This window comes from Rhizobium sp. AAP116 (genome assembly GCF_001295785.1).
Taxonomy (GTDB): Bacteria; Pseudomonadota; Alphaproteobacteria; order Rhizobiales; family Rhizobiaceae; genus Allorhizobium.
The window spans coordinates 214,852-238,700 of sequence record NZ_LJIB01000025.1; the positions used below are offsets into that span (position 1 = coordinate 214,852).

A 23,849-nucleotide genomic window follows, 5' to 3' on the forward strand; every position below is an offset into this window, starting at 1 on the left:
GGAACCTATTCGATGTCAATTCTTGTAAACAAGAACACCAAGGTCCTCGTTCAGGGCCTGACCGGCAAGACCGGCACCTTTCACACCGAACAGGCGCTCGCCTACTACGGCACGCAGATGGTCGGCGGTATCCATCCGAAAAAGGGTGGCGAAAACTGGACCGGCTCCAAGGGTGAAACCCTGCCGATCTTCGCGACCGTTGCCGAAGCCAAGGAAAAGACCGGTGCAGATGCATCCGTGATCTACGTTCCGCCGGCCGGTGCAGCCGACGCCATCATTGAGGCGATCGACGCCGAGATCCCGTTCATCACCTGCATCACCGAGGGTATCCCGGTCATGGACATGGTGCGGGTCAAGGCCAAGCTCGACAAGTCCAAGTCGCGCCTGCTCGGCCCGAACTGCCCGGGTATCCTGACGCCGGAAGAGTGCAAGATCGGCATCATGCCGGGCTCGATCTTCCGCAAGGGTTCGGTCGGTATCGTCTCGCGCTCGGGAACATTGACCTATGAAGCCGTGTTCCAGACCTCGAACGAAGGTCTCGGCCAGACGACCGCTGTTGGTATCGGCGGCGACCCGGTCAAGGGTACTGAATTCATCGACGTGCTCGAGATGTTCCTGGCCGACCCGGCCACGACCTCGATCATCATGATCGGCGAAATCGGCGGCTCGGCTGAAGAAGATGCAGCCCAGTTCCTGATCGACGAAGCCAAGAAGGGCCGCAAGAAGCCGATGGCCGGCTTCATCGCAGGCCGGACTGCTCCGAAGGGCCGCACCATGGGCCATGCCGGTGCTGTCGTATCCGGCGGCAAGGGCGACGCCGAATCGAAGATCGAAGCCATGGAAGCCGCCGGCATCAAGGTTTCGCCTTCGCCGGCACGTCTGGGCAAGACCCTGGTCGAAGTCCTCAAGGGCTGAGATCTGACGAAAATCAAGCCAGGCGAAGGGTTGGTCCGCCAATCCTTCGCCTGGACTTCGCATATCTGAGACGATTCGCAATTTTTGACGATCGCGAGCGGCAGGCCGGGCATCCGGCCATCAATTCTAGTCGGGAGGCGAGCCGAGAGGTTCGCAAAACACCATGGGTAGGCAAGAAGCCAACGAGCAGTTTCTGATCACGTCCTTCCTGGACGGATCGAATGCGGCCTATATCGAGCAGCTTTACGCGCGTTACGAGGAGGATCCCTCGTCGGTTTCCGACGAGTGGCAGGCCTTCTTCAAGGCGCTGGCCGACAATCCGACCGATGTGAAGAAGGCCGCCAAGGGCGCCTCCTGGCAGCGCAAGAACTGGCCGATCGCTGAAGGCGGCGAGCTCGTCAACGCGCTCGACGGCAATTGGGGCGTGGTCGAAAAGGTCATCGAAAAGAAGGTTCAGGCCAAGGCAGAAGCGACCGCCGCTTCGACCGGAAAGTCTGTTTCGGAATCTGAAGTCCTGCAGGCAACGCGCGATTCCGTCCGCGCCATCATGATGATCCGTGCATACCGCATGCGCGGTCACCTGCATGCCAAGCTCGACCCACTCGGTCTCGCCGCTCCGGTTGATGACTACAACGAGCTTTCGCCGACCGCTTACGGCTTCACCGAAGCCGATTACAGCCGCAAGATCTTCATCGACAACGTGCTGGGTCTGGAATACGCCACGATCCCCCAGATGCTCGACATCCTGCAGCGCACCTATTGCTCGACGCTCGGCGTCGAATTCATGCACATCTCCAATCCGGAAGAAAAAGCCTGGATCCAGGAGCGTATCGAAGGCCCCGGCAAGGGTGTCGAATTCACGCCGAACGGCAAGAAGGCCATTCTGCAGAAGCTGATCGAAGCCGAGGGCTTCGAGCAGTTCATCGACGTCAAGTACAAGGGCACCAAGCGCTTCGGCCTCGACGGTGGTGAATCGCTGATCCCGGCGCTTGAGCAGATCATCAAGCGCGGTGGCCAGGAAGGTCTCGAGCAGGTTGTTCTCGGCATGGCCCATCGCGGTCGTCTGAACGTCCTGACCAACGTCATGCACAAGCCGCATCGTGCGGTCTTCCACGAATTCAAAGGTGGTTCCTTCAAGCCCGACGAAGTCGAAGGTTCCGGCGACGTGAAGTATCACCTCGGCGCTTCCTCCGACCGCGAGTTCGACGGCAACAAGGTTCACCTGTCGCTGACGGCCAACCCGTCGCACCTGGAAATCGTCAACCCGGTCGTCATGGGCAAGGCCCGCGCCAAGCAGGACCAGCTCGCCAAGATCTGGGAAGGCGATGTCATTCCGCTGAAGGAGCGCGCCAAGGTTCTGCCGCTTCTCCTGCATGGTGATGCAGCTTTTGCCGGCCAGGGTGTGACTGCGGAAATTCTCGGCCTGTCTGGCCTGCGCGGCCACCGCGTGGCCGGCACGCTGCACGTGATCATCAACAACCAGATCGGTTTCACCACCAATCCGGCTTTCTCGCGTTCGTCGCCCTATCCGTCCGACGTCGCCAAGATGATCGAAGCGCCGATCTTCCACGTCAACGGTGACGATCCGGAAGCCGTCGTCTATGCGGCGAAGGTTGCGACCGAATACCGTATGAAGTTCCACAAGCCTGTCGTCGTCGACATGTTCTGCTACCGCCGCTTCGGTCACAACGAAGGCGACGAGCCGAGCTTCACCCAGCCGAAGATGTACAAGGAAATCCGCGCTCACAAGACGGTGGTCAACATCTATGGCGAGCGTCTGATCGCCGAAGGTCTGATCACCGAGGGCGAACTCGAGAAGATGAAGGCCGACTGGCGCGCCCATCTCGAGCAGGAGTTCGAGGCAGGCCAGAGCTACAAGCCGAACAAGGCCGACTGGCTTGATGGCGCATGGTCGGGTCTCCGGACTGCCGACAATGCCGACGAGCAGCGTCGCGGCAAGACCGCCGTGCCGATGAAGCAGCTCAAGGAGATCGGCCGCAAGCTGTCGACCATTCCAGAAGGCTTCAAGGCACACCGCACGATCCAGCGCTTTATGGAAAACCGGGCGCAGATGATCGAGACCGGCGAAGGCATCGACTGGGCCATGGGCGAAGCACTCGCCTTCGGTTCGCTCTGCCTCGACGGCCACAAGATCCGTCTGTCCGGCCAGGATTGCGAACGCGGCACCTTCTCACAGCGCCACTCGGTTCTCTACGATCAGGAGACCGAAGACCGCTACATCCCGCTCGCCAATCTGGCGCCGAACCAGGCCCGCTACGAAGTCATCAACTCGATGCTGTCGGAAGAGGCTGTCCTTGGTTTCGAATACGGCTATTCGTTGGCCCGTCCGAACGCGCTGACCCTCTGGGAAGCCCAGTTCGGCGATTTCGCCAACGGTGCGCAGGTCGTCTTCGACCAGTTCATCTCGTCTGGTGAACGCAAGTGGCTGCGCATGTCCGGTCTCGTCTGCCTTCTGCCGCATGGCTATGAAGGTCAGGGTCCGGAGCACTCGTCGGCGCGCCTCGAGCGCTGGCTGCAGATGTGCGCTGAAGACAATATGCAGGTCGCAAACGTCACGACGCCGTCGAACTACTTCCACATTCTGCGCCGTCAGATGAAGCGTGACTTCCGCAAGCCGCTGATCATGATGACGCCGAAGTCGCTGCTGCGCCACAAGCGTGCCACGTCGAGCCTTGCCGAGATGGCTGGTGAATCCTCGTTCCACCGCCTGCTGTGGGACGATGCCGAAGTCATCAAGGACGGTCCGATCAAGCTGCAGAAGGATGCGAAGATCCGTCGCGTCGTCATGTGTTCCGGCAAGGTCTATTACGATCTTCTGGAAGAGCGCGAAAAGCGCGGCATCGACGACATCTACCTGCTGCGCATCGAACAGCTCTATCCGTTCCCGGCCAAGGCGCTCATCAACGAGCTCTCGCGCTTCCGCAATGCGGAGATGGTCTGGTGCCAGGAAGAGCCAAAGAACATGGGCGCCTGGTCGTTCATCGATCCGTATCTGGAATGGGTGCTTGCCCATATCGACGCCAAGTACCAGCGCGTGCGCTACACCGGTCGTCCGGCTGCTGCCTCGCCGGCAACCGGCCTGATGTCCAAGCACCTTGCCCAGCTCGAAGCCTTCCTCGAGGACGCACTGGGCGGTTGATCCGCCCAGTCACTCCCTCGCAGACCGAAACGTTCTCTGACCAACGGAATTGAGATCATGGCCACTGAAATCCGCGTACCCACCCTCGGCGAATCCGTCAGCGAAGCCACTATTGGCACCTGGTTCAAGAAGGTCGGTGACACCGTCAAGGCCGACGAGCCCCTCGTCGAACTGGAAACCGACAAGGTGACTGTCGAAGTCCCGTCGCCGGTCTCGGGCGTTCTGACTGAAATCGTCGCCCAGAACGGCGAAACCGTCGGTCTCGGCGCGCTGCTCGGCCAGATCGCTGAAGGTGCTGCCGGTTCTGCTGGTGCAGCTGCTCCGGCCCCTGCCGCCGCACCGGCTCCTGCTGCAGCCCCTGCTCCGGCGACCGCTGCTCCGGCTGCTCCCTCGGCCATGCCGGCTGCTCCGGCCGCCGCCAAGCTCGCTGCCGACAACAACATCGCGACCGCTGATGTCGACGGTTCCGGCAAGCGTGGCCAGGTGCTGAAGGGCGACGTGATCGCCGCCATCGCCAAGGGTACGGCTGCTCCGGCTGTTGCCGCAGCCCCTGCTGCTCCGCGTCCGGCCTCTTCCGGCGACGACGCATCGCGCGAAGAGCGCGTGAAGATGACCCGCCTGCGCCAGACGATCGCCAAGCGCCTCAAGGACGCCCAGAACACGGCTGCCATGCTGACCACCTATAACGAGGTGGACATGTCGGCCGTGATGGCCCTGCGCAACCGCTACAAGGACATCTTCGAGAAGAAGCACGGCGTGAAGCTCGGCTTCATGGGCTTCTTCACCAAGGCCGTCACGCATGCGCTGAAGGAACTGCCGGCCGTTAACGCCGAAATCGACGGCACCGACATCATCTACAAGAACTACTGCCACATCGGCGTTGCCGTCGGCACGGACAAGGGCCTAGTCGTTCCGATCGTGCGCGATGCCGACCAGATGTCGATTGCCGAAATCGAGAAGGATATCGGTCGTCTCGGCAAGGCTGCCCGTGATGGTCAGCTGTCGATGGCCGACATGCAGGGCGGTACCTTCACCATCTCGAATGGCGGCGTCTACGGCTCGCTGATGTCCTCGCCGATCCTGAATGCACCGCAGTCGGGTATCCTCGGCATGCACAAGATCCAGGAGCGTCCGGTTGTTGTCGGCGGCCAGATCGTCATCCGTCCGATGATGTATCTCGCGCTCTCCTACGATCACCGCATCGTCGACGGCAAGGAAGCGGTCACCTTCCTCGTTCGCGTCAAGGAAAGCCTCGAGGATCCGGAACGCCTGGTTCTCGACCTCTAAGGAAAACGCACGATGGAGCCGGTATCCGCTTCCGCCTCTCCGCTCGTCCTGCTCCTTGCCTGGAGCGTGGTCCTGCTGGTGGCGCATGTTCTCCTTCAGGGCATGCTGGCCACCAAGGAGCTGGGCACGGAGTGGAATGCCGGCCCGCGTGACGACAACAAGCAGCCGGCGAGCAAGCTCGCCGGGCGCGCCGCACGGGCGTCATCGAATTTCCGCGAGACCTATCCCGCCTTCGTGGCCCTTGCCGCTGGGTTGCTGTTCACCGGTGAGACCTCGGGCCTCGGCCTGACCGGTGCCATCGTCTGGTTTGTCGGGCGCATCGTCTATTATCCGCTCTACCTGGCAGGTATTCCCTATATCCGCTCGATCGTCTGGACTGGCGCCATGGCCGGCCTCGGCTTGATGTTCCTCGCACTGGCGTTTTGAGGTGAGGCATGGGCGCGTCGTCGAGAGCAATGGTTCTTCTTGCCGCGCTCGCGCTGTCTGATGCGGCTATGGCCGCCGATTGCCGGATTGAAAAAGCCACCTACCGCGAAGCCGAAACCGGCGTCGAGCTGGTCTTTGCTGCTGCCAGCGGCGAGAATACGCCTGTTTCCCACGGGTTCAGCACCGAAATAAGCACATTCAAGCTCGATGGTCACGTCATGTTCGATCCCGAAATCGAGCGTCCCATCGGCATGCTGATGAACAATTGCCCCGAGGGCGACGTAACCGGGGCAACGATTGCTGCCTGCACCGTCTGGAAGGGCATCGTCTACGGGATCGACGAGGCGACCGGCCATGTCGATCTCCTGCCGCCGGAAGGCGCCGACGCGCCCGATGCACTTCTCCTGCCCGGCTTTGGTCCTTCCATCCTTTCGTCTGCTGTCGGCAAGGGGATGAACAGCGCGCCCTGGGATGTCTTCGAGTTCAAGGGCTGCGCCTCATGACCACCCGTCCCATCCTTCTCGTCACCGGCGGCAGTCGTGGCATCGGTGCTGCCGTCTCCCGCAAGGCAGCCGCGCAGGGTTACGACCTCCTAATCAACTATCGCTCGGACCAGACTGCTGCCGAGGCCGTTGCGGCCGATTGCCGAAAGCATGGCGCCAAGGCAGAGATCGTGCAGGGTGATACCGCCACCGAAGAGGGCATCGCCGCGATCTTCGCCGCCGCCGATCTCCTTGGACCGCTCCATGGTCTGGTCAACAATGCCGGCGTGGTCGACGTCACGGCGCGGGTCGAGGAATTCGACCGGGCGCGGCTCGACCGGATGTTTGCCGTCAACGTCATCGGCAAGATCCGCTGTGCCACGGAAGCGGTGAAGCGCATGTCGACGAAACATGGCGGGCAGGGTGGCGTGATCGTCAACATCTCGTCCATGGCCGCCGTGATCGGCAGTTCGGGCCAGTATGTCGACTATGCCGCCGCCAAGGCCGCCGTCGATACCTTTACTGTGGGCTTGTCCCGCGAAGTCGCGACCGAGGGCATCCGGGTCAATGCCATCAGGCCCGGGATCATCGATACCGAAATTCATGCATCCGGCGGATTGCCGGACAGGGCGCGCGATCTGGCGCCCATCGTTCCGATGCAAAGGCCCGGAACGGCCGACGAAGTGGCCGACAGCGTTCTTTATCTCCTCTCGCCTCAGGCATCCTATGTCACGGGTGCCCTCTTGAATGTCAGCGGCGGTCGGTAACCGTCGAAAACGAAGGAAGCTTCCCATGTCTTATGATGTCATCGTTATCGGCTCCGGCCCCGGCGGCTATGTCTGCGCCATCAAGGCGGCCCAGCTCGGCATGAAGGTTGCCGTGGTCGAAAAGCGCGCGACCTATGGCGGCACCTGCCTCAACATCGGCTGCATCCCCTCCAAGGCCCTGCTGCACGCCTCGGAAGTCTTCCACCACGCCGCCCATGGCATGGCCGATCTCGGTGTCGAAGTCGGTGCGCCGACATTGAACCTCGGCAAGATGATGGCGCACAAGGACGCGACCGTGAAGTCGAACGTCGAAGGCGTCGCTTTCCTGTTCAAGAAGAACAAGATCGACGGCATCCAGGGCACCGGCAAGATCCTTTCGGCCGGCAAGGTTGAAGTCACCAACGACGCGGGCGAAGTCCAGGTCCTGGAAACCAAGAACATCGTTATCGCCACCGGTTCCGACGTCGCCGGCATTCCGGGTGTTGCCGTCGAAATCGACGAAAAGGTGATCGTGTCCTCGACCGGCGGCATTGCGCTTGAAAAGGTCCCGGCCAAGATGATCGTCGTCGGCGGCGGTGTCATCGGCCTCGAGCTCGGCTCGGTCTGGTCGCGCCTTGGCGCCAAGGTCACCGTCATCGAGTATCTCGACACGATCCTCGGCGGCATGGACGCCGAAGTCTCCAAGCAGTTCCAGCGCATTCTTGCCAAGCAGGGCATGGAATTCAATCTCGGCGCCAAGGTTACCGGTGTCGTGAAGTCGGGTGAGGGTGCTAAGGTCACGTTCGAGCCGGTCAAGGGCGGCGAAGCCCAGACGCTCGACGCGGACGTCGTGCTCGTCGCCACCGGCCGCAAGCCCTACACCGCAGGCCTCGGTCTCGAAGAAGCGGGCGTTGCGCTCGACAATCGTGGTCGCGTCGAAATCGACGGCCACTATCGCACCAATGTCGCCGGCATCTTTGCGATCGGTGACGTGGTCAAGGGGCCGATGCTTGCTCACAAGGCCGAAGACGAAGGCGTGGCGCTTGCCGAAATCCTCGCCGGCCAGCATGGCCATGTGAACTACGAGGTCATCCCCGGCGTCGTCTACACCCAGCCGGAAGTCGCTTCCGTCGGCAAGACCGAGGAAGAGCTCAAGGCCGCAGGCGTCGCGTACAAGGTCGGCAAGTTCCCGTTCACGGCCAATGGCCGTGCGCGCGCCATGCAGGCCATGGACGGCTTTGTGAAGGTTCTGGCCGACAAGGACACGGACCGCGTTCTCGGCGTTCACATCATCGGCCTCGGCGCTGGCGAAATGATCCACGAAGCTGCCGTGCTCATGGAATTCGGTGGTTCGTCGGAAGATCTGGGCCGCACCTGCCACGCCCACCCGACCATGTCGGAAGCCGTGAAGGAGGCCGCACTCGCGACCTTCTTCAAGCCGCTGCACATGTAAGGCGTCAGACCTAACATAGGTCAATTATTATATTTCGGTAAGGTTGAAGGCCGTCGCTTGTACCCCAGGCGGCGGCCTTTATCATGTGTGGTCAGTGCCTCCCTTTGCTGCTCCCGAAAGGCAAGACCATGGCCCATGTCGCACCCGCCTCCTATTCCATCCCACAGAAGGCCCTTCACTGGCTGATGGCCCTGCTCATTCTCTTCAATCTCATCTTCTCTGATGCGATGGAGGAGGTGGCTGAAGCCTATGAACGTGGGGAGGTCCCTTCACCCGACGACCTGACCTTCGCCAATATCCATGCCTATGTCGGGATTGCCGTTCTGTGTCTCGGGCTTGTGCGCCTGGTGATCCGCTTCACCCGAGGTGCGCCGCCGGCGCCGGCTGAGGAGCCGCCGGTCCTGGCAGTCGCTGCGAAGCTGGCGCATGGTACCTTCTATGCCTTGTTCTTCCTTATCCCGCTCAGTGGCATCGGCGCCTACTACTTCGGCAACGAAACCGCAGGCTTCGTGCATGGCGGCCCGCTGAAGAGCCTCATGTGGCTTTTGATCGCAGTGCACATCCTGGCGCTTCTGGTACACCAGTTCTACTGGAAGACGCCGGTTGCCACCCGCATGACGCGGGGGTGATCGCCAAGGGGGACAGTATGGGTGTTGTGGTCGAACAGCGTGTCGTGCTCCCGCATCCTGACCTTGCCAATGCCGATTGGGCCGACAGCTACAGTGTCCGCCTCGATCGAAACGATCTCGTTCCGATGGAGGTTGCGAGCGAGCTCATGGGGCGGGCGCCGCGCTGGGTTGGCGCTCTGCTCAAGATCCGGAACCTGATCGTCGGTCTCTTCGGCTTGAAATCAGCAGAGTTAGAGTTGACCGGTCAGGATCGCATCGGCGGCTTTCCGGTTCTGGCGCAGGATGAACAGCATGTGCTGCTTGGCTTCAACGATAAGCATCTCGACTTCAGGATCATCGTCGCCGTGGAGCCGGAGGGCGCCCGTCATCAGCATGTGTCGCTGACGACGCTCGTCAAGCGGCACAATCTGTTCGGCCGGATCTACATCCTCTTCGTCACGCCGTTCCACAAGCTGATCGTGAAGACCTTCCTGAAGCGCTTTGCCGCTTCGAAAGACCCTAGCCGTCGATCCGCGTAACGGTGTAGCCCTGGCCGCGCAGCAATTCGACCAGACCTTCTTCGCCCGGCAGATGCAGCGCGCCGACGGCGATAAAGGCGTTTCCTTTTTCCAGGTGCTGCTTGCTACCTTCGGCCATGACCAGGTTGCGATCTCGGACGATGCGGGTCTCGAAAGCGGCGTAGGCGCTCTCGTCTTCACCGGCGGCGGTGGGGGCGACGACTTTCAGCAAGGGCATGGTCATGCCGATGTCACCGGCGAGATAGAGCTCCGTCATGGTTTCAATGACGTCCTCCATCTTGTCGCCGAGTTCGATCGTTTCGATCAACGCCTTGAAATGAAAATCGACCGGTAGGTCGGCCATGGCTTCCAGCTGCTCGACCAGCGTTTCAAGGCCGGCAACCGGCTTCTCCGCAGCCACGGCATCTTCGGCGATCTTCTTGTCCAGGAAGGAGGCGCCGGCTGCCTTGCGGGAAAGTTCGCATGCCGGGAGCGCCACGAAGCTCGCCAGGATCCATGGCTTCATCTTGGCGACGGCACCTAGCGCCAGGCCACGCTGCTTCAGCCCGGCTTCCAATCGCTGGAGTTCTTCAGCGTCAAGATGGTCCTTCACCGACTTGCCATCGGTGAACATTGTCAGTTCGGGATGCATGAGCAGCGAAGCGGCGGCCTTCTGCTCGTCGAGGATCTCGTCTGATTCGATGACGACCACATCTGCGGCTGCAGCCGCTTCGCGGGCGCCGTTCGGCATGGTCAGAACGCGGGGATCGGTGACATGCATGGTGCCGAGCAGGTAGGAGGGCTGCAGGCCTGCCCTCTCAACCTTCCAGAAGATCCCCTGGCCATTCGGTATTTTGGCGGCTTCGGCGCGGATCTTCGCGAGCTCTTCCGGCTTTTCCTTTTCCATCGCCACGAGCAGGTTCTCGCCATGGCAGGCGACATCGGAAGCGCGCGCCGGGCTGACTGCAAGGAGGGTGGCGAGCAGGAGGACGACGAGGGCGAGCGGCAGCACGCCTGCGATCCAGAGACCGATTTCAGACGGCGAAAGGCGCGGCAGGTGCGGCCGCAGCGAGAAAAGGCGATGCGCGTTCATGTCGTCTCCTGTCAGAAGTCCGGAGAATAGAAGCGATCGCCCTCACGTTCGATTAAGGATCTTGGTTAACGCGGGTGCGATCGAGACACGTCAGGCGCGGGGATGGGCGCGATCGTAGATGTCCAAAAGCCGTGCGCTGTCGACACCGGTGTAGATCTGTGTGGTCGAGAGGCTCGCATGGCCGAGCAGCTCCTGGATCGTCCTCAAGTCGCCGCCGCTGCCGAGAAGATGGGTCGCGAAGGAGTGGCGCAGGGCATGGGGTGTGGCTGAATCCGGCAGGCCAAGTGCCGAGCGCAGCTTCTGCATCTCGCGTTGGATGATTGCTGGCTGAAGCGGGCCGCCCCGGGCGCCTCGGAAAAGCGGAGCGCCGGGTTCCAGATGATAGGGGCAGAGCTTGTAGTAGTTTTCCACGGCCTCCATGACGACGGGAAGCAGCGGCACCAGTCGCATCTTGCCGCCCTTTCCGGTGATGCGCAGGCTGGTCGGCCGGTTTTGGAAGACGTCGGGTGTCAACCCCAATGCCTCCGAGATGCGCAGCCCGCAGCCGTAGAGCAGGGAAAGCACGGCCGCGTCGCGTGCCGCGATCCAGGGCTCCTCGTTCATCTGCGTATCGACCGCGACGACGGCCAAAGCCTGACGTCCACTCAGCGGCTTGGGCAGGGATTTCGGCTGTTTCGGCGAGCGGATCGCACTCGCACCTGCGGCATTGACCAGACCCTTGCGTTCCAGATGACGGAGGAAGGAGCGCAGCCCCGCCAGATGGCGGCCGAGCGTGCGGGCGCCAGCTCCTTCCTTGCGGCGAGAGGCAAGGAAGCCGCGCATGTCGGCCGGCCTCAAGGCCTTGATGTCGTCGATCTTCACGGTGCCACCGACATGGGCGGACAAAAACTGCAGGAATTGCCGGGTGTCGCGTTCATAGGCATCGAGCGTATTGGCCGACAGCCGGCGCTCAGCGCCCAGGCTCTCCAGCCAGTTGGCACGTTCGCCAAGAAGTTTTTCGTCTGCCGGGATCAATTGGGCGCCTTTTGCGTTTTTGAGTGTTGACCACCCGGCTCACGATGGCGCGGGAGGGTTAACGAAAGACGAATATCGGGGCTGTCATGACCGGATCACAAATCGCTGCCAGAACCCCTCTGGAACTCTGGCGAGGTAAATGCTGATGCGCCGCTCTCCCGTCTCCACTTTCGCGAGCGTCACCGGCACCCTGTCGCTCCTGTCTCACGGGCGCCCCGGACATATCGTCGACACGCTGATCGCCGAGCGCGGTCAGAAGCTCGTCGAGCATCCCCTTTGGCCCGTCATGCGACCCTTTCTTTATAGCGTGCTGCGCTATGACAAAGCGATCCAGTTCGCCAATGATGTCGCTAATCTTCCGGGTCCGCAGGTCTTTGACTACCTGAGCGCTGCGCTGCGTCTCGAGATCCAGGTGCGGCATGCCGACCGCATGCCCCCATCCGGCGGCTTCATCCTGGTCAGCAACCATCCGACGGGGATCGCCGACGGGGTGGCGATGTATGATCTGCTCAAGGATCGCCGTCCCGACATGACCTTCTATGCCAACCGCGATGCGGTCAGGGTCAATCCGCGTCTCGCCGAGATCATCATTCCGGTCGAATGGCGCGAGGAGCACAAGTCGAAGCTGAAGGCGCGGGAAACGCTGAAGCTCACCACGCGGGCCGTGGAAGAGGGCAGGGCGACCATCCTCTTTCCCTCGGGCCGCATCGCCTACTGGGACGAGGGCAAGCTCAACGAGCGGCCCTGGAAGACGTCTGCGATTTCGCTTGCGCGCAAATACAATCTGCCGATTCTGCCGGTGAACATGAAGGCGCGCAATTCCGGCCTGTTCTACTGGTTCGCCCGCTGGTCGACAGAACTGCGCGACATGACCGTCTTCTACGAGCTTCTCAACAAGCGCGGCGGTCGCTTCGATTTAACCGTCGGCAATCTGATTCCGGTCGAGGCTCTCGACGGCGATCCCGCCGAGGTGACCAAGGCGCTGGAAGACTTCACGGTCCATCGGCTGCCGGCCGATCCCGACCGCAGTTTCCGCTGATCTCTCCCCTTACATAAAGCCTGTTTTCTTTCCGATCCTCAGGGGGCAAGTTGCAGCCCGATGAAGGACGATTCGAAAAGCCTGTTCGGAGAACTGTTCGAAACACCGCGCCGCAAGGTGGTGCCGGTGCTCGTTCCCATGCCAGCACCAACGGCCTACAGCTACGCGGTGCCCGATGAGCTGACAGTTGAGCCGGGCGCGATCGTGCAGGTGCCGCTTGGGCCGCGACAGGTGATCGGTGTGGTCTGGGACGGCGGCGAGGGCACATCAGTTGATCCGAAGAAGCTCAGGGAAATCACCAAGGTCTTCGACTGCCCACCGCTCGACCAGGACATGCGTACCTTCCTCGACTGGGTGGCTGCCTACACGCTCTCTCCACCGGGTTATGTGGCCCGCATGGCGCTTCGGGCGCCTGCCGCCTTCGATCCCGAACCGATGATCGAGGGGCTGCGCTATGCCGGATATGAGCCGGAGCGTCTGACGCCTGCGCGCCAGAAGGTTCTGGAGATGGCGGCGGACGGTCTCTCCTGGACCAAGAGCGGGCTTGCTCATGCGAGCGGCGTCTCGACCAGCGTCATCGACGGTCTCGTCAAGCAGGGCGTGTTCGAGCAGGTCTTCTTGCCGCCGCCGCCGCTGGTTGCGGCTCCCGATCCTGATTATGCAGAGAACCGTCTCGCGGGTCCGCAGAAGGACGCTGCCGAAGAGATCCTCGACAGTCTGCGCAAGGGTGGCTTTGCCGTTTCCCTGATCGATGGCGTGACAGGCTCCGGCAAGACGGAGGTCTATTTCGAGGCGATTGCCGAGACGCTGAAACAGGGCAAGCAGGTGCTGATCCTGCTGCCGGAAATCGCGCTCACTGCCAACTTCCTCGAGCGCTTCCAGGATCGCTTCGGCTCCAAGCCCGGGGAATGGCATTCGGATCTCGCGACGCGCACGCGCGAAAAGGTCTGGCGTCAGGTCGCGACCGGCGAGATCCGGGTTGTCGCCGGTGCGCGTTCGGCGCTCTTCCTGCCTTTCGAGAACCTTGGGCTCATCATCGTCGACGAAGAGCATGACCCCGCCTTCAAGCAGGAGGACCGCGTCTTCTATAACGCGCGGGACATGGCCGTCGTCCGGGCGCGCATCGCGAACTTCCCGGTCGTGCTCGTCTCGGCCACGCCGTCGGTTGAAAGTCAGGTGAACTGTATCGCCGGCCGCTATACCCGCATCCATCTGCCGACCCGCTTTGCCGATGCCGCGATGCCGGATCTGCACCTCATCGACATGCGGCGTGCGCCGCCCGAACGGGGCGGCTTTCTGTCGCCGATCCTGTTGCGATCCGTTGGCAAGGCGGTGGAGCGCGGTGAACAGGCGCTGCTCTTCCTCAATCGACGGGGATATGCGCCGCTGACCCTCTGCCGCGTCTGCGGTCACCGCTTCCAGTGCCCGCAATGTTCGAGCTGGCTTGTCGAGCATCGGTTCCGCGGCCAGATCCAGTGCCACCAGTGCGGCTATCATGAGCCGACGCCGAACGCCTGCCCGGAATGCGGGACACTCGATCATCTGGTCGCCTGCGGCCCGGGGGTCGAGCGCATCGCCGAAGAGGTGGAGAAACACTTTCCCGATGCGCGGACGCTGGTGCTCTCGTCGGATATCGGCGGGGTCAAGCGATTGCGGCTCGAACTCGAGGCGATCGCCAATGGCGAGGCCGACATCGTCATTGGTACGCAGCTCGTGGCGAAGGGGCATAATTTCCCGCTGATGACGCTGGTCGGCATCATCGATGCCGATATCGGTCTGTCGAATGGCGATCCGCGTGCTGCCGAACGGACATTCCAGCTGCTCTCGCAGGTGACGGGTCGTGCCGGCCGTACCGGGCGCAAGAGCCTTGGTCTGTTGCAGACGTTCCAGCCTCAGCATCCCGTCATGCAGGCGATCATCTCGGGTGATGCCGCCGCCTTCTATGAGCGCGAAATACTGGAGCGCGAGCGGGCGCAACTGCCGCCTTTCGGTCGTCTCGTTTCGATTATCGTCTCGGCCGATAGCCGCGCCGAGGCCGAGGGGCATGCGCGCGGGCTGCGACAGGCTGCGCCCCATGAAAGCGGCATCATGATCCTCGGTCCTGCCGAAGCGCCTCTTGCGCTCATCCGTGGTCGCCATCGCTTCCGACTGCTCGTCCATGGCCGCCGCAACAGCGACATGCAGGCCTTCGTCCGAAGCATGCTTGAGCGCGGGCCGAAAGAACGACGGTCGATCCAGGTGCAGGTGGATGTCGATCCGCAGAGCTTCCTTTGAGCTGATCGGTAAAGATTGCGTCGCATCACCTGCGAATTAGGGCTCGGAGCCATACCGCAGCCGCGCGTTTCGTGGCATAAGCCGCGCGGTTTGTTTCCAAGCGGGTTGATCCATGGAATTCTACTTTCCCATCGAACTCGGCGAGCAGCTCGCCTTTCTTGCGGCTTCTGTCGCAGCGCTTATCGGATGCTTTGTGCTCTTTGCCCCAGGCCTCACCCTGAAGGCGCTTGCGCTTGTTCCAGCAGAAGGCCGCCCGGAAGGGCTCGGAGCCGCGCGATCGATCGGCGGCTTGATCGTCGGCTTTGCCGGGACCGCGCTGCTGCTTGCCCAGCCGACCGTCTACTTGGCTTTCGGCGCCGCCGTCGGGCTTTCGGCCTTCGCCCGGGTCCTGTCCATCATGTCCGACCAGGGCAGCACCTGGCGCAACCTTCTCCTCCTGGTTGCGCAGGCGGTCATCGCTTCCCTCTCCCTCGCCTATGTCTTTGGTCTGACTTGATCTTCGCTTTTCGAACGGGCTCAGCCGATATCTCGTCAATTTGACGCAGTTTCGGACAAAAAAAGCTCCAAGGCCTTGCTCTGAAGGATCAAACCGTTAATACGCGTGTTGCGAGTCTAGACCTGCTATGCTAGACGAACCGCGAAATTCGGAAAACGCAAGTGCAGCATGCTTGTGTTTTTGGGGAAAAACAAAACGATATCAGGAGCTTGAGAGGCCTCAATCGAGGTGTCCGGCCCCCTGGATCAAGATCAGGGAATTTTTTGCCCGTGGCAGACGCATCCCAAGTGATTTCAGGCGTGGCGGAGCGTTACGCATCGTCGCTTTTCGAGCTTGCGCTCGAAGCCGGCGTGCTTGACGCCGTCGCCGCCGATCTCAACCGTTTCCAGGCGATGATCGACGAAAGCGCCGATCTGAAGCGCCTGGTACAGTCGCCCGTCTTCACGGCCGAAGACCAGGTCAAGGCTATCAGCGCGATCGGCGAAAAGGCCGGTTTCAACGCGCTGGTGTTGAACTTCCTGAAGGTCGTTGCAAGCAATCGTCGCCTGTTTGCCGTTCCCGGCATGGTGGCTGCCTATCGCCAGATCCTCGCCCGTCACAAGGGTGAGATGACGGCTGACGTCACGTCTGCTCATGCCCTTTCGGCAGAGCAGGAAACCGAACTGAAAGCGGCGCTGAAGGGCGTTACCGGCAAGGAAGTTTCGATCTCCGTCACGGTCGATCCGTCTTTGCTCGGCGGCCTGATCGTCAAGATCGGCTCCCGCCAGATCGACACGTCCCTTCGCACCAAACTTTCCACCCTTAAGCTTGCACTGAAAGAGGTTGGCTGATGGATATCCGCGCCGCGGAAATTTCCGCAATTCTTAAAGATCAAATCAAGAACTTCGGCAAAGAGGCAGAAGTCTCTGAAGTTGGCCAGGTTCTGTCCGTCGGTGACGGTATCGCCCGCGTCTACGGCCTCGACAACGTTCAGGCCGGCGAAATGGTCGAGTTCCCGGGCGGCATCCGCGGCATGGCGCTCAACCTCGAAGCCGACAACGTCGGTGTGGTTATCTTCGGTGCCGACCGCGGCATCAAGGAAGGTGACATCGTCAAGCGGACCGGCGCCATCGTAGACGTTCCGGTTGGTCCGGAACTGCTCGGCCGCGTCGTTGACGCTCTCGGCAACCCGATCGACGGCAAGGGCCCGATCAATGCGACCCGCCGTTCGCGCGTCGACGTGAAGGCTCCGGGCATCATCCCGCGCAAGTCGGTTCATGAGCCGATGTCGACCGGCCTCAAGGCCATCGACGCCCTCATCCCGGTTGGCCGTGGCCAGCGCGAGCTCGTCATCGGTGACCGTCAGACCGGCAAGACCGCGATCATTCTGGACACCTTCCTGAACCAGAAGCCGATCCACGACAATGGCCCTGATAACGACAAGCTCTACTGCGTCTACGTCGCTGTTGGCCAGAAGCGTTCGACCGTTGCCCAGTTCGTCAAGATCCTCGAAGAGCGCGGCGCCCTCCAGTACTCGATCATCATCGCCGCCACCGCTTCGGACCCGGCTCCGATGCAGTATCTCGCACCGTTCGCCGGCTGCGCCATGGGCGAATACTTCCGTGACAACGGCCAGCACGCCCTGATCGCTTACGACGACCTGTCGAAGCAGGCCGTTGCCTACCGTCAGATGTCGCTCCTGCTGCGTCGCCCTCCGGGCCGCGAAGCTTACCCGGGCGACGTTTTCTATCTCCACTCCCGCCTGCTCGAACGCGCCGCCAAGATGGGCGACGCTGCCGGTGCCGGCTCGCTGACCGCTCTGCCGGTTATCGAAACCCAGGGTAACGACGTTTCGGCCTTTATCCCGACCAACGTCATCTCGATCACCGACGGTCAGATCTTCCTTGAAACCGACCTGTTCTATCAGGGCATTCGTCCGGCCGTTAACGTCGGTCTGTCGGTTTCGCGCGTTGGTTCTGCCGCGCAGATCAAGGCGATGAAGCAGGTTGCCGGCTCGATCAAGGGCGAGCTTGCCCAGTATCGCGAAATGGCCGCCTTCGCCCAGTTCGGTTCCGACCTCGACGCCGCCACCCAGCGCCTGCTGAACCGTGGTGCCCGTCTGACGGAACTCCTGAAGCAGGCTCAGTTCTCTCCGCTCAAGACGGAAGAACAGGTTGCTGTGATCTTCGCTGGCGTGAACGGCTACCTCGATAAGGTTCCGGTCAACCAGGTTGGCAAGTTCGAACAGGGTCTCCTCTCCTACCTCCACTCGGAAGGCAAGGCGATCCTGGACGCGATCCGCACCGACAAGGCGATCAGCGACGACACCAAGGGCAAGCTCAAGGCCGCCCTCGATAGCTTCGCGAAGAACTTCGCCTAATTCAGGCTCAAGCCAAGGACGGATAACGGATGCCTTCACTAAAGGATCTGAAAAACCGGATCGCCTCCGTCAAGGCGACGCAGAAGATCACCAAGGCGATGAAAATGGTCGCCGCGGCGAAGCTGCGTCGTGCGCAGGAAGCGGCCGAGGCTGCTCGCCCGTACTCGCAGCGCATGGGTGTCGTCCTGGCCAACATCGCGCAAGCCGTGGGTTCGGACGACAGCGCACCCCGCCTGATGACCGGCACCGGCAAGGACGACGTGCATCTGCTCGTCGTCTGCACTGCCGAGCGTGGTCTGTGTGGCGGTTTCAACTCGTCGATCGCCCGTTTCGCCCGTGACCATGCGCGCAAGCTCCTGGCTCAGGGCAAGACGGTCAAGATTTTCTGCGTCGGCAAGAAGGGCTACGACAGCCTGCGCCGCGAGTTCGCAGGCCTGATCGTCGAACGTACGGATCTGCGCGAAGTGAAGCGTGTCGGCTTCACCAATGCGGATGCCATCGGTCGCAAGGTCATCGGCATGTTCGACCGCGGCGAGTTCGACGTTTGCACGCTGTTCTATTCCGAGTTCAAGTCGGTGATCAGCCAGATCCCGACCGCCCAGCAGATCATCCCGGCCGCTCCGGCCGAGGCTGCTACGCAGGGTGGTGCATCGGCACTCTACGAATACGAGCCGGATGCGGCCGGGATTCTCGAAGATCTCATCCCGCGCAATATCTCGGTTCAGATTTTCCGGGCCCTGCTCGAAAACGTCGCGGGTGAAATGGGCGCCAAGATGAGCGCCATGGACAATGCGACACGCAATGCCGGTGAGATGATCAACAAGCTGACACTTTCCTACAACCGTCAGCGTCAGGCACAGATCACCAAGGAACTCATTGAAATCATTTCGGGCGCGGAAGCGCTCTGAGGTTAAGGAAAGAGGGTAAGATACATGGCTAAGGCAGCTACCCCCAAGTCTAAGGCGGTGAAGTCCGCAGCTGGTGCTCTCGGCAAGGTTACGCAGGTCATCGGCGCCGTCGTCGACGTCGCATTCGAAGGCGAACTGCCCCCGATCCTGAACGCGCTGGAAACCGATAACGGCGGCAACCGCCTCGTTCTCGAAGTCGCGCAGCACCTCGGCGAAAACCAGGTCCGCACGATCGCCATGGACTCGACTGAAGGTCTCGTCCGCGGCCAGCCGGTCAGCGACACGGGCGCTCCGATCACCGTTCCGGTTGGTCCGGAAACGCTCGGCCGCATCATGAACGTCATCGGCGAGCCGGTTGACGAAGCCGGCCCGCTCGTCACCGAAGGCCGTCGTTCGATCCACCAGGAAGCGCCTGCTTACGTCGAACAGTCGACGGAATCGCAGATCCTCGTCACTGGCATCAAGGTCGTCGACCTGCTCGCACCTTACGCCAAGGGCGGCAAGATCGGCCTGTTCGGCGGCGCCGGCGTTGGCAAGACCGTTCTGATCATGGAATTGATCAACAACGTTGCGAAGGCACACGGCGGTTACTCCGTGTTTGCAGGCGTGGGTGAACGTACCCGCGAAGGCAACGACCTTTACCACGAGATGATCGAGTCTGGCGTTAACAAGCACGGCGGCGGCGAAGGCTCCAAGGCTGCGCTCGTATACGGCCAGATGAACGAACCGCCGGGCGCCCGCGCTCGCGTTGCTCTCACCGGTCTGACGATCGCTGAAGACTTCCGCGACAAGGGCCAGGATGTTCTGTTCTTCGTCGACAACATCTTCCGCTTTACCCAGGCAGGTTCCGAAGTGTCGGCTCTGCTCGGCCGTATCCCGTCGGCCGTTGGTTATCAGCCAACGCTTGCTACCGACATGGGTCAGATGCAGGAACGCATCACCACCACGACCAAGGGTTCGATCACCTCGGTTCAGGCCATTTACGTTCCCGCCGACGACTTGACCGACCCGGCTCCGGCCACTTCGTTCGCCCACCTGGACGCAACGACGGTTCTGTCGCGCTCGATCGCCGAAAAGGGTATCTACCCGGCTGTTGACCCGCTCGACTCGACCTCGCGCATGCTTGACCCGCTGGTTGTCGGCGAAGAGCACTACGAGATCGCTCGTAAGGTTCAGACGACGCTGCAGCGCTACAAGTCGCTTCAGGACATCATCGCCATCCTCGGCATGGACGAACTGTCCGAAGAGGACAAGATGACGGTTGCCCGCGCCCGTAAGATCGAGCGCTTCCTGTCGCAGCCGTTCTTCGTTGCTGAAATCTTCACCGGTTCGCCGGGCAAGCTGGTGGCACTCGAAGATACGATCAAGGGCTTCAAGGGCCTGGTCAACGGCGACTACGACCACCTGCCGGAAGCCGCCTTCTACATGGTCGGCTCCATCGAGGAAGCCATCGAGAAGGCCAAGCGCCTGGCTGCCGAAGCTGCCTAAGTACAGGGACTGCCGGCACGCGGGATGACCTGCGTGCCGCTCCATCCTTCATCAGAGAAGTGAACGACCATGGCCGACAATTTCAACTTTGAGCTCGTTTCGCCCGAGCGTCTTCTGCTCTCCGAACAGGTGATCGAAGTCGTCATTCCGGCAACGGAAGGCGAAATGACCGTCATGGCCAATCATGCGCCGACCATGACGACCATCAAGCCGGGCGTCGTGACTGTGAAGCTCGCTTCCGGTCAGGTGTCCAAGTATGTGGTCTTCGGCGGTTTTGCCGACGTCCTTCCGACCGGCTGCACACTGCTTGCCGAATCCGCCGTTCCGCTTTCGGAAATCTCGCCCGACACGCTGACCAGGCGCATCGACGAGGCCCGCAAGGAACTGGAAGGTGTCGAGCATCACGAGCATCGCACCAAGCTCGAGCAGTATCTCGCCGAGCTCACCAACCTGAACGGCGTTCTCGTCGCCGCCTGATCGGCTGCTGACAGCTGACAAAGATCGAAGCCGGGCCTTGCGCCCGGCTTTTTTCATGCCCTGATGTCAGGCGGAGACAGCGTCTTCCAGGATCATGGCCGCACCCTTCTCCGCGACCATCATGGTCGGAGCGTTGATATTGCCGGCGGTAATGTTGGGGAAGATAGAGGCGTCGACGATGCGCAGGCCCTGGACACCATGGACCCTGAGGCGGGTATCCACCACAGTCTCGTGTGGATCTGTTCCCATCGCGCAGGTGCCGCACAAGTGGTAGATCGAGCCGCTGTTGAGCCTGAAGTAGTCGAGCAGCTTGTCATCGGTATCGGCAGCCTTGGAGGGCGACACTTCCTCCTCCACCCAACCATCGAGCGCCCGCGCGTCCGCGATGCGGCGCATCAGACGGCTCCCTTGCAAGACTTCCTCTATATCGCGATCGGTCGAGAGATAGTTTGGTCGAATCAGCGGCGCTTCCGATGCGTCTGGCGAGGCGATGGTCACGGTCCCCTTGCTTGTCGGACGGCAGGCGTTGAAGGCGATCAGAAAGCCCGGATAGGGCTCCGGTGTTAGGCCCGCGCGCGGGTTGTCCGGAATGCGATAGGAGAGCGGGTTGAAATACACCTGGATATTGGGCCGCGCCTCATCCGGCGATCCTCGGAAGAAGCCGCCGGCCTGGTTGACGCTCATCGCAAAGGGACCGCTGCGCTTCAACAGCCACATCAGGCCGAAGCGCGCCTGGCCGATTAGGCTCGCGAAATCGCCGTTCAACGTCGGCTTTTTCGAGCGATAGTAGAAGCTGGCGCAGAGATGGTCCTGGAGGTTCCGCCCGACGGCCGGCAGATGTTTGCGCGTCTCGATGCCCTGGGCAAACAGCGTTGCTCCATCGCCGAAACCTGAAAGCTGCATCAGCTTCGGTGTGTCGACGGCCCCTGCCGCCAGGATCACCTCGCGGCGGGCGCTGAAGCTACGCAGCCGGCCATGCTGCATGACCTCGATGCCCGACACCCTATCATCCGCCTCTAGAAGCAAACGCCGTGCATGGGTCTCGCGCTCGATCGTCAGGTTTGGTCGTTTGAGTGCCGGGCGCAGATATTCGGCGCTGGAATGCGAACGCTGGCCGCGCCTTGTATTGACGTCGTAGACGCCGGCCCCTTCGATCGTCTCGCCGTTGAAATCCTCGTTCAGGGGCAAGCCAAGTTCGTCGCAGGCGTCGAGAAAGGCATCGCTTACCGGATGCGTGGCGCCACGCATCGGCGTCACATGGATCGGGCCGCTTCCGCCATGCCAGCGGCTTTCGCCACGGGCATGGGTTTCCAGCTTCCGGAAGAAGGGAAGCACGTCGTCGAAGCCCCAGCCCATGTTTCCGGCGTCGCGCCAGTCGTCGAAATCTTCGGCTGCGCCACGCACGAAGACCATGGCATTGATCGAGCCGGAGCCGCCTTGCACCTTGCCGCGCGGGGCGTAGATCCGCCGCCCGCCGAGGTTGGCCTCCGGCTCCGTCCGGTACATCCAGTTGACCTTGGGATTGTAGTAGCTCTTGGCGTAGCCGACCGGGATCTTGAACCAGAAGGACTTGTCCTCGCCACCGGCCTCGATGAGCAGCACGGAATGACGCCCGCTTTCGCTCAGGCGGCTGGCCACGATGCAGCCTGCCGAGCCTGCACCGACCACGATGAAATCGAAGATCATCGGCGTGATCCTTTAGCCCTTGGCCGGCATGAAGGCCTTCACGTCGGCATGCTCCGCCGCCATCTGCAGGTGCAGCCGTTGGCCGGTATAGGGCGTATGCTTTTCGATGACCTCGTGGTTCAGTTCGATACCGAGGCCCGGCTCGCGCGACGGAATGAGATAGCCGTCGTCGAAGCCGAGCTTTGTCTTCAGCACCTCGGCGTGGAAGCCGCCGAAATCCATGATCGCCTCGTGGATGAGGAAGTTCGGGCAGGTTGCCGCAAGCTGGATCGACGCCGCTGCCCCGACCGGGCCGTTGTAGAGATGCGGCGCGATCTGCGCATAAAAGGACTCGGCCATCCCGGCGATCTTCTTCGCCTCCAGCAAGCCGCCGACGCGAGCGACATTCATCTGCAGGATGGAGGCAGAGCCAAGCTGCAATACCCTCTGGAATTCGTATTTCGTCGTCAGGCGTTCACCCGTCGAGACGGGGATCGAGGTCGCGCGGGCGACTTCCGCCATTGCGGCTTCCTGGCCGGGCGGAACGGGCTCCTCGAACCAGAGCGGATCGTATTTCTCCAGCCGCTTGGCAAGACGGATGGCCGAAGAGGGGACCATCTGGCCATGGGTGCCGAAGAGGATGTCGGCGCGGTTGCCGATGGCCTCACGGATCTTCTGGCAAAACTCCTCGCAACGATCCATGACCGGCAGCGACAGCTGGTGGCCGGAATAATTGGTATAGGGACCGGCCGGATCGAATTTCAGACCGGTGAAGCCGGCCTCGACCATGCGGATCGCCTCTTCGGCGGCAAGATCCGGATCATTGTAGTCGTATTCTCCGGCTGCATTCTTCGGATAGAGATAGGTATAGGCGCGCAGCTTGTCATGGACCGGGCCGCCGAGCAGATCGGCGACCGGCCGTCCGGCTGCCTTGCCGATGATGTCCCAGCAGGCGATTTCGAGACCCGAGATGATCCCGACCATGGTCGGATCAGGCCGCTGGGTGAAGCCGCTCGAATAGGCCGCGCGCCAGAAGCGTTCGATCTGGTGCGGATCGTGACCCTCCAGATAACGGGTGAAGACGTCTTCGACGAGGACGGCGATGCCCGAGGGGTGGAACGCGGTCGAATAGATTTCACCGACGCCCCTGATGCCGCAGGCTGTCTCCAGCTCGACGAAGATCCAGTACATGCCGCCGATATGCGGTGCGGGCGTTGCGACAACATGTGTCTTGAGCGAAGCGACTTTCATGGATGCCCCCGATGAAGAATTCTTGAGCCGGCTAATCGGCGATCAGTGCTTGAGGATGACGAGGCGAGTCTGGGTGAATTCCAGCATGCCGTGTTTGCCGTCATCGCCGCCAAGGCCCGAGCGCTTCCAGCCGGCGTGGTAGCCCTGGTAGGGATCGGCGGGGAAACGGTTGATATAGAGCTCACCCGCC

At 61.8% G+C, this 23,849-nt stretch carries 22 protein-coding genes; 17 read left to right on the forward strand and 5 right to left on the reverse strand.

All coding sequences use genetic code 11. The features are described from left to right. The first annotated feature begins 12 nt into the window (after positions 1-12). The 9 genes from sucD (at position 13) to IP85_RS14665 (ending at position 9,616) form a co-directional block, all read left to right on the forward strand. Positions 13-915 (forward strand): succinate--CoA ligase subunit alpha, encoded by a 903-nt coding sequence (gene sucD / locus IP85_RS14625; protein ID WP_006724463.1) that lies wholly within the window; start codon positions 13-15, stop codon positions 913-915. 163 nt (positions 916-1,078) lie between these two features. After that, positions 1,079-4,075 carry a 2-oxoglutarate dehydrogenase E1 component gene (locus IP85_RS14630; RefSeq protein ID WP_054150411.1) on the forward strand — a complete coding sequence of 999 codons (2,997 nt, stop codon included), beginning with the start codon at positions 1,079-1,081 and terminating at the stop codon, positions 4,073-4,075. Positions 4,076-4,132: 57 nt separating this feature from the next. After that, entirely contained in the window at positions 4,133-5,362 is a 1,230-nt protein-coding gene (gene odhB, locus IP85_RS14635) for a 2-oxoglutarate dehydrogenase complex dihydrolipoyllysine-residue succinyltransferase (protein ID WP_054150412.1), read from the forward strand. Between the two features lie 12 nt (positions 5,363-5,374). Beyond that, complete coding sequence (locus tag IP85_RS14640) at positions 5,375-5,788, forward strand: MAPEG family protein (RefSeq protein WP_054150413.1); 414 nt, start codon at positions 5,375-5,377, stop codon at positions 5,786-5,788. Between the two features lie 29 nt (positions 5,789-5,817). After that, the gene (locus tag IP85_RS14645) at positions 5,818-6,291 is read left to right on the forward strand and encodes a hypothetical protein (RefSeq protein ID WP_245280873.1); all 474 of its coding nucleotides are present in this window, start codon (positions 5,818-5,820) and stop codon (positions 6,289-6,291) included. Continuing rightward, a complete protein-coding gene (locus tag IP85_RS14650; protein WP_054150415.1) occupies positions 6,288-7,037 on the forward strand; it encodes an SDR family oxidoreductase in 750 nt (249 codons plus the stop codon). The genes IP85_RS14645 and IP85_RS14650 overlap by 4 nt, the downstream gene beginning before the upstream one ends. Before the next feature lie 25 nt (positions 7,038-7,062). Further along, positions 7,063-8,469 (forward strand): dihydrolipoyl dehydrogenase, encoded by a 1,407-nt coding sequence (lpdA, locus tag IP85_RS14655; RefSeq protein ID WP_054150416.1) that lies wholly within the window; start codon positions 7,063-7,065, stop codon positions 8,467-8,469. Positions 8,470-8,597: 128 nt separating this feature from the next. Continuing rightward, positions 8,598-9,098, forward strand: coding sequence for a cytochrome b/b6 domain-containing protein (locus IP85_RS14660; protein WP_054150417.1), 501 nt, complete (start codon positions 8,598-8,600; stop codon positions 9,096-9,098). Between the two features lie 17 nt (positions 9,099-9,115). Continuing rightward, complete coding sequence (locus IP85_RS14665; protein ID WP_054150441.1) at positions 9,116-9,616, forward strand: DUF2867 domain-containing protein; 501 nt, start codon at positions 9,116-9,118, stop codon at positions 9,614-9,616. Here IP85_RS14665 and IP85_RS14670 read toward each other — a convergent pair. Together IP85_RS14670 and IP85_RS14675 are read right to left on the reverse strand one after the other, a co-directional pair. Continuing rightward, the gene (locus IP85_RS14670; protein WP_054150418.1) at positions 9,597-10,688 is read right to left on the reverse strand and encodes a TraB/GumN family protein; all 1,092 of its coding nucleotides are present in this window, start codon (positions 10,686-10,688) and stop codon (positions 9,597-9,599) included. The two genes, IP85_RS14665 and IP85_RS14670, sit on opposite strands and share 20 nt — an antisense overlap. Positions 10,689-10,778: 90 nt before the next feature. Beyond that, entirely contained in the window at positions 10,779-11,702 is a 924-nt protein-coding gene (locus IP85_RS14675; protein ID WP_054150419.1) for a tyrosine recombinase XerC, read from the reverse strand. A gap of 139 nt (positions 11,703-11,841) precedes the next feature. Between IP85_RS14675 and IP85_RS14680 the strand changes: the two genes are divergently transcribed. The 8 genes from IP85_RS14680 (at position 11,842) to IP85_RS14715 (ending at position 20,743) form a co-directional block, all read left to right on the forward strand. Then, the gene (locus IP85_RS14680; protein ID WP_197278019.1) at positions 11,842-12,741 is read left to right on the forward strand and encodes a 1-acyl-sn-glycerol-3-phosphate acyltransferase; all 900 of its coding nucleotides are present in this window, start codon (positions 11,842-11,844) and stop codon (positions 12,739-12,741) included. 60 nt (positions 12,742-12,801) lie between these two features. Beyond that, positions 12,802-15,015 carry a primosomal protein N' gene (locus tag IP85_RS14685; protein ID WP_054150420.1) on the forward strand — a complete coding sequence of 738 codons (2,214 nt, stop codon included), beginning with the start codon at positions 12,802-12,804 and terminating at the stop codon, positions 15,013-15,015. Positions 15,016-15,127: 112 nt separating this feature from the next. Further along, the gene (locus IP85_RS14690; RefSeq protein WP_054150421.1) at positions 15,128-15,511 is read left to right on the forward strand and encodes a hypothetical protein; all 384 of its coding nucleotides are present in this window, start codon (positions 15,128-15,130) and stop codon (positions 15,509-15,511) included. Between the two features lie 263 nt (positions 15,512-15,774). After that, a complete protein-coding gene (locus IP85_RS14695; protein ID WP_054150422.1) occupies positions 15,775-16,341 on the forward strand; it encodes a F0F1 ATP synthase subunit delta in 567 nt (188 codons plus the stop codon). Further along, positions 16,341-17,870, forward strand: a complete 1,530-nt coding sequence (atpA, locus tag IP85_RS14700) for a F0F1 ATP synthase subunit alpha (RefSeq protein ID WP_006724478.1) — start codon at positions 16,341-16,343, stop codon at positions 17,868-17,870. Before IP85_RS14695 ends, atpA begins: the two co-directional genes overlap by 1 nt. Positions 17,871-17,899: 29 nt before the next feature. After that, positions 17,900-18,778, forward strand: a complete 879-nt coding sequence (locus tag IP85_RS14705) for a F0F1 ATP synthase subunit gamma (RefSeq protein ID WP_054150423.1) — start codon at positions 17,900-17,902, stop codon at positions 18,776-18,778. A gap of 24 nt (positions 18,779-18,802) precedes the next feature. After that, entirely contained in the window at positions 18,803-20,266 is a 1,464-nt protein-coding gene (gene atpD, locus IP85_RS14710; RefSeq protein ID WP_054150424.1) for a F0F1 ATP synthase subunit beta, read from the forward strand. Positions 20,267-20,335: 69 nt separating this feature from the next. Further along, entirely contained in the window at positions 20,336-20,743 is a 408-nt protein-coding gene (locus IP85_RS14715) for a F0F1 ATP synthase subunit epsilon (RefSeq protein WP_054150425.1), read from the forward strand. A gap of 66 nt (positions 20,744-20,809) precedes the next feature. On the opposite strand, the gene IP85_RS14720 is transcribed toward IP85_RS14715, so the two are convergent. The 3 genes from IP85_RS14720 to IP85_RS22220 all read right to left on the reverse strand — a co-directional run. Continuing rightward, entirely contained in the window at positions 20,810-22,429 is a 1,620-nt protein-coding gene (locus tag IP85_RS14720) for a GMC family oxidoreductase N-terminal domain-containing protein (protein WP_054150426.1), read from the reverse strand. Positions 22,430-22,441: 12 nt separating this feature from the next. Further along, positions 22,442-23,659, reverse strand: coding sequence for a mandelate racemase/muconate lactonizing enzyme family protein (locus IP85_RS14725; protein ID WP_054150427.1), 1,218 nt, complete (start codon positions 23,657-23,659; stop codon positions 22,442-22,444). Positions 23,660-23,701: 42 nt separating this feature from the next. Continuing rightward, positions 23,702-23,849: aldehyde dehydrogenase family protein (locus tag IP85_RS22220; RefSeq protein WP_156322915.1), on the reverse strand; the 148-nt coding region annotated here is incomplete at its 5' end.

Coding starts and splice junctions, on each gene's coding strand:
- sucD (WP_006724463.1), top strand. CDS start 13: ATGTCAATTCTTGTAAACAAGAACACCAAGGTCCTCGTTCAGGGCCTG.
- IP85_RS14630 (WP_054150411.1), top strand. CDS start 1,079: ATGGGTAGGCAAGAAGCCAACGAGCAGTTTCTGATCACGTCCTTCCTG.
- odhB (WP_054150412.1), top strand. CDS start 4,133: ATGGCCACTGAAATCCGCGTACCCACCCTCGGCGAATCCGTCAGCGAA.
- IP85_RS14640 (WP_054150413.1), top strand. CDS start 5,375: ATGGAGCCGGTATCCGCTTCCGCCTCTCCGCTCGTCCTGCTCCTTGCC.
- IP85_RS14645 (WP_245280873.1), top strand. CDS start 5,818: ATGGTTCTTCTTGCCGCGCTCGCGCTGTCTGATGCGGCTATGGCCGCC.
- IP85_RS14650 (WP_054150415.1), top strand. CDS start 6,288: ATGACCACCCGTCCCATCCTTCTCGTCACCGGCGGCAGTCGTGGCATC.
- lpdA (WP_054150416.1), top strand. CDS start 7,063: ATGTCTTATGATGTCATCGTTATCGGCTCCGGCCCCGGCGGCTATGTC.
- IP85_RS14660 (WP_054150417.1), top strand. CDS start 8,598: ATGGCCCATGTCGCACCCGCCTCCTATTCCATCCCACAGAAGGCCCTT.
- IP85_RS14665 (WP_054150441.1), top strand. CDS start 9,116: ATGGGTGTTGTGGTCGAACAGCGTGTCGTGCTCCCGCATCCTGACCTT.
- IP85_RS14670 (WP_054150418.1), bottom strand. CDS start 10,688: ATGAACGCGCATCGCCTTTTCTCGCTGCGGCCGCACCTGCCGCGCCTT.
- IP85_RS14680 (WP_197278019.1), top strand. CDS start 11,842: ATGCTGATGCGCCGCTCTCCCGTCTCCACTTTCGCGAGCGTCACCGGC.
- IP85_RS14685 (WP_054150420.1), top strand. CDS start 12,802: ATGAAGGACGATTCGAAAAGCCTGTTCGGAGAACTGTTCGAAACACCG.
- IP85_RS14690 (WP_054150421.1), top strand. CDS start 15,128: ATGGAATTCTACTTTCCCATCGAACTCGGCGAGCAGCTCGCCTTTCTT.
- atpA (WP_006724478.1), top strand. CDS start 16,341: ATGGATATCCGCGCCGCGGAAATTTCCGCAATTCTTAAAGATCAAATC.
- IP85_RS14705 (WP_054150423.1), top strand. CDS start 17,900: ATGCCTTCACTAAAGGATCTGAAAAACCGGATCGCCTCCGTCAAGGCG.
- atpD (WP_054150424.1), top strand. CDS start 18,803: ATGGCTAAGGCAGCTACCCCCAAGTCTAAGGCGGTGAAGTCCGCAGCT.
- IP85_RS14715 (WP_054150425.1), top strand. CDS start 20,336: ATGGCCGACAATTTCAACTTTGAGCTCGTTTCGCCCGAGCGTCTTCTG.
- IP85_RS14720 (WP_054150426.1), bottom strand. CDS start 22,429: ATGATCTTCGATTTCATCGTGGTCGGTGCAGGCTCGGCAGGCTGCATC.
- IP85_RS14725 (WP_054150427.1), bottom strand. CDS start 23,659: ATGAAAGTCGCTTCGCTCAAGACACATGTTGTCGCAACGCCCGCACCG.